The following is a 7,986-nucleotide window of genomic DNA, read 5'->3' as shown; positions in this document are numbered from 1 at the left end:
GCCCGCGCCTCACTCAGCAACTCGACCGCCCCAGCCGACCAGTCCACATGCGGCGACGGCTCATCCACATGCAACGTCTTCGGCAACACCCCATGACGGATCGACTGGACGAGTTTGATCACGCCGCCGACGCCCGCCGCCGCCTGCGCGTGACCGATGTTCGACTTGAGCGAGCCCAGCCAGAGCGGCCGGCCGGCGGGCCGCCCCTGACCGTACGTCGCGATGATCGCCTGTGCCTCGATCGGGTCACCCAGCCTGGTGCCGGTGCCGTGCGCCTCGACCAGATCCACGTCCGCCGGGGAGAGCCGTGCCCCGGCGAGTGCCTGCCGGATCACCCGCTGCTGCGCCGGGCCGTTCGGGGCCGTCAGCCCGTTCGAGGCGCCGTCCTGGTTCACCGCCGAACCCCGGACCACCGCCAGTACCTCGTGGCCGAGCCGGTGCGCGTCCGACAGGCGTTCCACCAGCAGGAATCCGACACCTTCGGCCCAGCCGGTGCCGTCGGCCGTCCCGGCGAACGCCTTGCAACGGCCGTCCACCGACAGGCCGCGCTGGCGCGAGAACTCCACGAACCCCTGCGGCGACGCCATCACCGAGACGCCCCCGGCCAGCGCCAGGTCGGACTCGCCCGAGCGCAGCGACTGCACCGCCAGGTGCAGGGCGACCAGCGAGGACGAGCACGCCGTGTCGACCGTGACCGCGGGCCCCTCGAACCCGAACGTGTAGGCGATCCGGCCCGACGCCACACTGCGCAGCGTGCCGATGCCCAGGTGGCCTTCCAGTTCCTCGGGCGTCCTGGAACCGGCGGCGTAGTCACCACCCGCGAGCCCCGCGAACACCGCCGTACGGCTGCCTCTGAGCGGAGCCGGATCGATGCCGGCCTGCTCGAACACCTCCCAGGCGCTCTCCAGGAGCAGCCGCTGCTGCGGGTCGATCGCCAGCGCCTCGCGCGGCGAGATCCCGAAGAACTCCGCGTCGAAGCCCGCGACGTCACTCAGAAAGCCGCCGTACCGGGTGTACGACGTGCCGGGATGGTCGGGATCGGGGTCGAACAGGCCGTCCAGGTCCCAGCCCCGGTCCGCGGGGAACGGTGACACCGCGTCCCGGCCCGCGGCGACCAGATCCCACAGGTCCTCCGGCGAGTTCACGTCGCCGGGGAACCGGCAGGACATTCCCACGATCGCGATCGGCTCCCTGCCGGCGGACTCGACCTCGTGCAGCCGGCCTCGCAGACTGTGGACATCGGCGATCGCGCGTTTCAGGTATTCGCGAAGCTTCTCGTCGGCCATGGTGGATGCGCTCCTCAGCGTCAAAGGGAGTCGATGTCGTGGTCGAGGAGCCGGAACAGCTCCTCGTCGGTCGCGGAGTCCAGGTCGATGCCCGCGCCCACCGGTGGCGCGACCGTCCCCCACCGGTCGAGCAGGACCCGCATCCGGGTCAGGAGCTCCGCGTACTCGGGGTCGTTCTCGGCACCGGAGGAGAACACCGCCTCCAGGTAGTCGAGTGAGGCCGAGGCGGAGGGGAACCGGACGGCTTCCCCGGACGACGACAGTTCGTTCCTGAGATAGCCGACGATCGCGGCGGGCGTGGGGTAGTCGAAGACCAGCGTGGCCGGCAACCGCAGGCCGGTGGCCGCCCCGAGCCGGTTGCGCAGGTCGACGGCGGTCAATGAGTCCAGGCCAAGCTCCCGGAAGGCCCGTCCGAGGTCGATGGCGCTCGCGCCGTCGTGCCCCAGGACGACTGCCGACTCGGCGCGGACCAGCTCGACCAGCGCCTCGTCCAGCTCGGCTCCGGCCAGCGTGGTGATCGACCTGGTCACGGGTTCCGCCACGGTCGGCACCTCAAGCGGCCTGCCTCCGGCAGGCGCGGCGTCGAGCCAGAAGCGGCGGTGGCGGAAGGAGTAGGTCGGCAGCGGTACCCGGCGGGCGCCGGGGTACACCGCCCGCCAGTCCACCGGGACACCTCGGACGTACACCTCCGCCAGAGACGTGCGGAACCGGTCGAGGCCGCCGTGGTCGCGGCGCAGCGATCCCGCCACGACCGCGCCCGGCCTGGCGGTGCCTTCGAGGGTCTCCTGGATGCCGGAGGTCAGCACCGGATGGGGGCTGACCTCGATGAACACGTCGTATCCCCGCTCGGCCAGCGCACGGGTGGCCTCCTCGAACCGGACCCGCTCACGGAGGTTCGCGTACCAGTAGTCCGCGTCCATCGGCGCCGTGCCGATCCAGTCGGCGGTGACCGTGGACAGGATCGGCACGTCACCGGGACGCGGCCGGATCGGCGCGAGGGCCTCGCCCACCTCCGCGCGGACCCGCTCGACATGTGCGGAGTGGGAGGCGTAGTCCACCGGGATGAGCCGGGCCCGTACGTCCTGCTCCCGGTAGTCGTCGACGAGCCCGGCCACCGCGTCCGGATCGCCGGAGATCACCACCGACGAGGGACCGTTGACGGCGGCCACCGAGACGCGACCCGCCAGCCCGGCGATCCTGGCCTCCACCTCACCCGGTGGCAGCGCCACCGACGCCATGGCTCCGCTCCCGGCCAGGGCCAGGATGGCACGGCTGCGGAGCGCGACGACTCGTGCGGCATCCTCCAGCGACAGGGTTCCGGCCACGCACGCCGCGGCGATCTCGCCCTGGCTGTGCCCGACGACGGCGGCGGGGCGGACACCATAGGACTCCCAGAGGGCGGCCAGCGACACCATCACCGCCCACAGCAACGGCTGGACCACGTCCACCCGGTCCGGATCGGGTGCGCCCGGCACACCACGCAGGACGTCTGCGGGCGACCAGTCCACGTACGGGGAGAGCGCCTGGCCACAGGCCGCCAGCCGGTGGGCGAACACCGGAGCGGAGTCGAGCAGCTCGACCGCCATCCCCGCCCACTGGGACCCCTGCCCGGGGAAGACGAACACCACCCTGCCCTCGCCCTCGACATCCGCGACACCGCGTACCACCCGGGGCGAGGAGGTCCCGGCGGCCAGCGCGCGCAGGCCGGACACGAACCCGCCGGTGTCCTCGGCGAGGACGACGGCGCGATGCTCGAAGGCCGATCGCGTGGTGGCCAGGGAGAGTCCGACGTCCCGGGGGTCGATTTCGGCCGCGTCATCGGAAGCCTCGACGAAGTCGGCCAGGCGGGCGGCCTGGCCGTACAGGGCCTCCGGGGTCCTGCCCGACACCGTCCAGGGGAGCGGTCCGCCGCGCGGCTCCGCCCGGGTGGGCGTCGCCTCGACCGGCGGAGCCTGTTCGATGATCACGTGGGCGTTGGTACCGCTGACCCCGAACGCCGACACCCCCACCCGGCGCGGCGCGCCCGTCTCCGGCCAGGCCCGCGCCTCGGTGAGCAGTTCCACGGCTCCGGCCGACCAGTCCACGTGCGGCGACGGCTCGTCCACGTGGAGCGTCCTGGGCAGGACGCCGTGGCGGATCGCCTGCACCATCTTGATGATCCCGGCCGCTCCGGCCGCCGCCTGGGTGTGCCCGATGTTCGACTTCAGCGAGCCCAGCCACAGCGGCCGCTCATCGGACCTGTCCTGGCCGTACGTGGCGATGAGCGCCTGCGCCTCGATCGGGTCGCCCAGGGTGGTGCCCGTGCCGTGGCCCTCGACGGCGTCCACCTGTGAGGGCGCGAGCCCGGCGTTGGTGAGCGCCTGCCGGATGACCCGCTGCTGCGACGGGCCGTTCGGCGCCGTCAGCCCGTTCGAGGCGCCGTCCTGGTTCACCGCCGAACCCCGGACCACCGCCAGCACCTCGTGGCCGAGCCGCCGGGCGTCCGCGAGACGCTCGACGAGGAGCAGGGTCACGCCCTCGGCCCAGCCGGTGCCGTCGGCGGCCCCCGCGTACGCCTTGCATCGGCCGTCGGGGGCCAGCCCGCGCTGCCGGGAGAACTCGACGAACACGGCGGGCGAGGCCATGACCGCGACTCCGCCGGCCAGCGCCAGGTCGGACTCGCCCGAACGCAGCGACTGCACCGCCAGGTGCAGGGCGACCAGCGAGGACGAGCACGCCGTGTCGACCGTGACCGCGGGCCCCTCGAACCCGAACGTGTACGCGATCCGGCCCGACGCCACACTGCCCGCGTTGCCGTTGGCCAGGTAACCCTCCAGCGGGGCGGGCGCCTCCCCCACGCGGGGTGCGTAGTCGTGGTACATCACTCCGGCGAAGACGCCGGTCCTGCTGCCCCGCAGCGTGGCCGGATCGATGCCCGCGCCCTCGAAGGCCTCCCATGCCGTCTCCAGCAGCAACCGCTGCTGCGGATCGGTCGCCAGCGCCTCACGCGGCGAGATCCCGAAGAACTCCGCGTCGAACTCGGCCGCCTCGTGCAGGAATCCGCCGTGCTTCGTGTACGACGTACCGGGGTGCGCGGGATCGGTGTCGAACAGCGCCCGCAGGTCCCAGCCCCGGTCGGACGGGAACTCCGAGATCGCGTCGCCGCCCGAGGCGACCAGCCGCCACAGCTCCTCCGGCGAGCTCACCCCGCCGGGCAGCCGGCAGGCCATTCCGACGATCGCGATCGCGTCGTCGCTCACCGGGGCGGGGACGGCCGGGGCGGCGGGCCCGTTCTCGGTCTCCCCACCGAGTTCCGCCTGGAGGTAGCCGACCAGCGCGGCGGGCGTGGGATGGTCGAAGGTCAGGGTGGCGGGCAGCCGGAGCCCCGTCACCGCGTTCAGCCGGTTGCGCAGCTCGACCGCCGTCAGGGAGTCCAGCCCGAGGTCGCCGAAGGCCCGCCGGGCCGGCACGGTCTCGGCGCCGGTCCCGAGGACCGCCGCCACCTCGGCACGTACCAGGCCGAGCAGGAGTTCGCTCTGCCGGTCGGCGGCGAGTCCGGCCAGCCGCAGTGCGAGCGACGACCGTTCCGCGGCCTCCCGCGCGGGCCGGCGCGGGGGCCGGACGAGACCGCGCAGCAACGGCGGGATCTCCCCCGTGGCGCGCACCGCGGGCAGGTCGAGCAGGGCGGGGACCAGAACGGCGGGGCCGAGCCGCAGCGCGGCGTCGAACAGCTCCAGCCCCTCGGCGGTGGGCAGCGGCCGGACCCCGCCGCGCGCGGCCCGCGCCCGGTCGACGTCGGTCAGGTGCGCCGTGACGCCGGTGCTCTGCGCCCACAGGCCCCAGTCCAGGGAGAGCGCGGGCAGGCCCGCGCCGCGGCGGTGCTCCGCGAGGGCGTCGAGGAAGGTGCCGGCCGCCGCGTAGCTCGCCTGGCCCGCACTGCCCAGGACCCCGGCGATCGAGGAGTACAGCACGAACCACGCCAGATCGAGCTCCTTCGTCAGGTCGTGGAGATGCCAGGCCGCGTCGACCTTGGGACGGAGCACCGCGTCGACGCGCTCGGCGGTGAGCGAGGCGATCACACCGTCGTCGACGACACCCGCGGTGTGCACGACGGCGGTCAGCGGATGCTCCGCCGGAATCGCCGTGAGAACCTCCTCCAGGAACGCCCGATCGGCCACGTCCCCCGCCACGATGTCGACGCGGGCACCGAGCCCGGCCAGCTCGGCCCGTAGCTCGGCCGCGCCGGGGGCCTGATCGCCACGGCGGCTGGTGAGGATCAGGTGCCGGGCACCGTGCCCGGTCACGACGTGCCGGGCGAGCAGGCCACCGAGCCCTCCGGTGCCGCCGGTGATCAGCACGGTCCCTTCCGGGTTCAGGGGCGCGGCTCCGATGACCGGACCGCCCGTCGCCCGGACCAGGCGCGGTACCAGGATCCGATCTCCCCGTACCGCCAGCTGCGGCTCACCGGCGGCCAGCCGGCGAACGGTCTCCGCGCTGAGGTCGCGGTCACCGTCGGCCAGGACGATCCGCCCCGGCTGCTCCGACTGGGCCGAGCGCACGAGTCCCCACACGGCGGCCGCACGCGGATCAACGGTCTCCTCCTCGGAGGAGGCCACCGCGTTCCTGGTGACCACGACCGCGCGGGCGGAACCGGCGCGCTCCTCCCCCAGCCATCGCCGTAGCTCGGCCAGTACCCGGTTCGTCACCTCGTGGACGGCGGGCAGCACGCCCGCCGACGGATCCGGGCCGGCATCGCCGGAGATGACGACGACATCGGTGACATCCGCGTCGGCGGGATCGATGGTGGACGGCTCGACCCAGCCGATCTGGAAGAGCGAGTCGCGCGACGCCGATCGCGCCTCGCGCAGCCGGCCCGCCTCGATCAGGCGGGAACGCAGCCCCTCGACGGATGCGACGGGCGCTCCCGTGGCGTCCGCCACCTGGACCGTCCAATCCTGCGGGCCGGTCGGCGCGAGCCGCACCCGGACCTCGGACGCGCCGGAGGCGTGCAGGCGGACGCCCCGCCAGGCGAAGGGCAGCCGGTTGCCGCCGGCCGGGGTGGTCGGCAGGGTGTCATGCGCCGCGACGTGCAGAGCGGCGTCGAGCAGGGCGGGATGCACGCCGAACCGGGCGGCGTCCTCCCGCTCCCCCTCCGCGAGGGACACCTCCGCGAAGAGCACCTCACCCTGCCGCCAGGCCGCCTTCACCCCCTGGAACGCGGGACCGTAGTCCAGACCGGCTCCGGCCAGGGTGTCGTAGAAGTCCGTGACATCGAGCGCCGCAGCGTCGGCGGGAGGCCACGCGGCCAGACTGAACGGGTTCTGCCCCGAGCCGGGGACGACACGGCCCTCCGCATGCTTGACCCATTCGGCGCCTGCCGGTGCGCCCTCGGGGCGGGAATGGACGGCGACGGCACGGCCACCCTCACCGTCCGGGGCACCGGCCGACACCTGGATGTGCACCGCGCCGCTCTCCGGAAGCAGGAGAGGGGTCTCGATCACCAGCTCGTCAAGCGCCTCCGCGCCGACCTCGTCACCGGCTCTGATCGCGAGTTCGACGAAGGCGGTGCCGGGAACCACGACCGTACCCGCGACCGCGTGGTCGGCGAGCCAGGGATGCGACCGCAGCGACAGACGACCGGTCAGGAGTACGGCGTCGGCATCCGCAAGCCCGATCGTGCCGCCGAGCAGCGGATGGTCGGCCGCACCGAATCCCAGCCCCGAGGCGTCCGCCGCGCCCGCCGGCGAGGCGTCGAGCCAGTAGCGCTGTCGCTGGAAGGCGTAGGTGGGGAGGCCGACCTTGCTCGCGCCGGGGAAGACCGCCTCCCAGTCGATCGGGCTGCCATGGATGTGGGCCTGCCCGAGTGCCAGCAGCGCGCTCACCTCCTCGGGCCGGTCCTTGCGCAGCAGGGGGGCCAGCACATGTGGCTCGGCGTCGGGGCGCTCCGGCAGCGACTGCCGTGCCATCGCCGACAGCACCCCGTCGGGGCCCAGCTCCAGGAACGTCGTCACCCCCGCCGCATCGAGGGTGGTCACCGCGTCGGCGAACCGGACCGGCTCTCTTACCTGCCGTGTCCAGTAGGCCGGATCACCCAGCTCGCCACCGGCCGCCGCCCGCCCGGTCAGCGTCGACACCACCGCGATCCGCGGCTCGGCGAACCTCACCGCCTCCAGCACCCGCTGGAACTCCGCCAGCATCGGCTCCATCCGGGAGGAGTGGAACGCGTGGCTGACCGTCAGCCGCCTGCTCCGCCGTCCCCGCCCGGTGAAGTCGGCCACCACGGCTGAAACCAGGTCCTCATCTCCAGAGACCACCACCGAGGAGGGCCCGTTGACGGCCGCGATCCCCACCCTGCCCGACCAGGTCCGATGAGAGTCGCCCGGAAGGTCCTCATCTCCAGAGACCACCAACGGGCCGTCGGCGGCCGTGACACCCACCCCGAAGTCACTCGGAGTGTCCGTCCGCACCTCGTCCGGCTCCGCCGGAGCACCCAGCCCCTCGATCGCGGCCACCGCCCCACCGGCCGTTCCCGAAGCAGTCGAAGCCACCCTGTCCAACTCCGCCAGGCTGTCGAGCACCTCCCGCTCGGTCGCCTCGATCGCGGCCATCGCCCCACCAGAGGGCAACGCCTGCATCAACCGGCCCCGCGCCGCCACCACCCTGGCCGCATCCGCCAGCGACCACACCCCCGCCACATGAGCCGCCGACAACTCCCCAACCG

The 7,986-nt window shown here is 73.6% G+C and carries 2 protein-coding genes; both read right to left on the bottom strand.

Annotation, left to right across the window (positions count from 1 at the left end):
- A partial coding sequence (locus ACWD3H_RS47155; RefSeq protein WP_451959725.1) for a type I polyketide synthase occupies nucleotides 1–1,286 on the bottom strand: 1,286 nt, incomplete at its 3' end.
- Nucleotides 1,287–1,306: 20 nt separating this feature from the next.
- Nucleotides 1,307–7,975, bottom strand: a complete 6,669-nt coding sequence (locus ACWD3H_RS47150) for an SDR family NAD(P)-dependent oxidoreductase (RefSeq protein WP_451959724.1) — start codon at nucleotides 7,973–7,975, stop codon at nucleotides 1,307–1,309.
- Nucleotides 7,976–7,986 lie beyond the last annotated feature (11 nt).

The organism is Streptosporangium sp. NPDC002607, assembly GCF_053592655.1.
This window is presented reverse-complemented; position numbering and strand designations above follow the sequence as displayed.